This window comes from Yersinia sp. 2542 StPb PI (assembly GCF_048593855.1).
Classification (GTDB): Bacteria; Pseudomonadota; Gammaproteobacteria; order Enterobacterales; family Enterobacteriaceae; genus Yersinia; species Yersinia enterocolitica_E.
On record NZ_JAZGQA010000325.1, the window covers coordinates 1 to 2,399 of the forward strand.

Consider the following 2,399-nt stretch of genomic DNA (forward strand, 5'->3'; position numbering starts at 1 on the left):
CAAACAACCAATGAAATAAATGAATCCCTGAGCGGGCCATAACGTCAGGTTAAATACACGGTTGAGCATCAATATGGTGGAATAGCTAGTCAGAATGTACCACCAAGAGATTTTTAGCTTGTCAAACCAGGTCTCAATGGCCGAATTATCAAGACAGAATTCAGTGAACCTCGATTGATCGTGCCTTGTTGTAGTCAGTCCTGTTGTTGTTGATTTTTTTGTTTTGCCACACGAGACACCAATATATCGTCAGGTACGCGGTGATCTGATCCTGATTGAATCGAGTTTGGAGTCATGCCGACCTGTTTGGTTGATTGAGATAATTTTATCATTTTTTTCATTTCACGTAATATTGGCGTGTTATTTAGTTTTTAGAAAATAATAAAACTAGTTGTTTCATTTCTTCACCTAATATTCCCACTTCGTTGGATCTTTATATTCTGGTTGTTGCCAAGAGGATAACTCTCCCTTCTGGAAATATTCGGATTCATTAAGTTTTTATTAATATCCGTTCATTTTTATATGTTAAACCCCTGAATTATCTACTACTGAATAGTGATGAATTTATGCGTTATTGTTATGCGCATAAGTTTTGATAGGAGTGGATTATGAGAACGAGTATTGCTGGTAAAAAACGTAATACAAACGTGTACTTAAACGTTGATTTAATTGAGCAGGCCAAAGAGCTTGACCTGAATTTGTCAGCAACGCTGAATCAGGCACTTGAGTTGGCTGTTAAGGAACGTCAACGGGACCGCTGGTTGACAGAGAATCGCGCCGGTGTTGAGGCCTTAAATGGTTTCGTACAAGAAAATGGACTGTTCTCTGATGACAGTCCATTTGGGGTATTATAATGGCGCAATCTTTTATCTGCAAAAATACGGCCAAGAACAAGAAGATATATCCCTATTTCATTGATATTCAATCAGACTTTCTAAATCACCTCAGTACCCGCCTGGTCATTCCTTTGGCCAGCAAGCAACCGACAAACTCACAAGTGAAGGTGCTGTCACCGGTCTTAACAATCGATCACGTAGACTATGTGATCATGACAAGTTTACTGACGACCACGGATGTTAAAAACCTCAGTGCAGATAACCCGATTATGGATGCACGCCATCTGCGTGACGAACTCGTTGCGGCAATTGACTTCTTGGTCCTTGGAATTTAAAACTGTCTCCTCATTAATGTCTGTCTTTCTCTTACCTTGGGATCCTATTCGGTTTTTGAGGTAAAGCCCCGAATTCTCCCCACCTTACCCTCTTTTTCTGTGGGAAAGTCTATATCTTGTGTTTTTTATCTCACATTCATACACTATGAAGTGCCGAGAGGCACAGGGTCACGGCATGACGGGCGTCTGTCGCGGCCCTTTCTTATTTTCTTTACTCGGTATTTAATCCATTATAGAAAAATAACCGAATGATCCCGGATCCGATCAGGGAATTATTACACTCGGCTGCACGTGACTTTTACGGCACAATGAGGGTAACCCTAGGCAATAGTGAGGGCGCGTTGTCACATGACGGGTCATCAGTCCAACGATCGCGGAGATTAAAAACGTGAGCCTTATACCCCACGAACCGGAAAACTTTTCGCGTAGCGCGATCGGCAGCTATTTTGACTGGCAGGGGGCGGCCGAACTGCGCAACATGGCGCTCCGGGCCAATCTTGGCACGCCGGCATACCTGTTAGCCCCGGAAGTAGCTGTGCTGCTTGGGTATTTTTCTGACTTACATCAACGGTTGCTGATGGAAACGTTGTGGAATACTGGTGCCCGGATTAATGAAGCCCTGTCTATCACGCCGGCCGATATTGAGCTGGACGGAGGACGTCCTTTTATTGTGCTGCGGACACTCAAGCAGCGCCGACGTAAACCGGGCCGCCCCACAAAAGTGGAGCAGGTTCAGGGGTTTGATCGTGCTATCCCGTTATCGGACCAAACCTATACGCTGCGCTTGCGAGAATACCTGGCCACCTTCAAACCCAAACGGCATGAACCGTTGTGGCCGATCACCGATGACACGGCACGTAACTGGTTGACCCGCGCGGTGGACAGTGCGAAACGTGAGGGGATTGTTTTTCGGGTTAACCCGGTAACCACCAAAACGTTTCGGCACAGTTATGCCATGCACCTGATCCAGCACAGTGTGCCCTTGAAAGTGGTACAGGCCTTTATGGGCCATAAAGAACTGAAGAGTACCGAAGTGTATACCAAAGTCTTTACCCTTGAGGTTGGCCAGCAGTTTGGTGTGCGGTTCAGTATGAATACGGATGATGCACGACGGCTGATCACGACTATTCCGACGCACAGTGAAGGTGAATTCAGTCCTGTCCCCATAGATGTTCGCAAAGGTATTGTGAAATAAAAAACAGTACTTATTGATTAAAATGAATATTAT

3 protein-coding genes are annotated in these 2,399 nt (G+C 45.0%); all 3 read left to right on the plus strand.

The window, feature by feature from the left end:
- Positions 1-608: 608 nt before the first annotated feature.
- The 3 genes from V1952_RS21185 (at position 609) to V1952_RS21195 (ending at position 2,366) form a co-directional block, all read left to right on the plus strand.
- Positions 609-854, plus strand: coding sequence for a type II toxin-antitoxin system CcdA family antitoxin (locus V1952_RS21185; RefSeq protein WP_420075483.1), 246 nt, complete (start codon positions 609-611; stop codon positions 852-854).
- The gene (locus V1952_RS21190) at positions 854-1,171 is read left to right on the plus strand and encodes a CcdB family protein (protein ID WP_420075484.1); all 318 of its coding nucleotides are present in this window, start codon (positions 854-856) and stop codon (positions 1,169-1,171) included. The genes V1952_RS21185 and V1952_RS21190 overlap by 1 nt, the downstream gene beginning before the upstream one ends.
- Positions 1,172-1,559: 388 nt before the next feature.
- Entirely contained in the window at positions 1,560-2,366 is an 807-nt protein-coding gene (locus V1952_RS21195) for a tyrosine-type recombinase/integrase (RefSeq protein ID WP_420075485.1), read from the plus strand.
- The last annotated feature ends 33 nt before the right edge of the window (positions 2,367-2,399 follow it).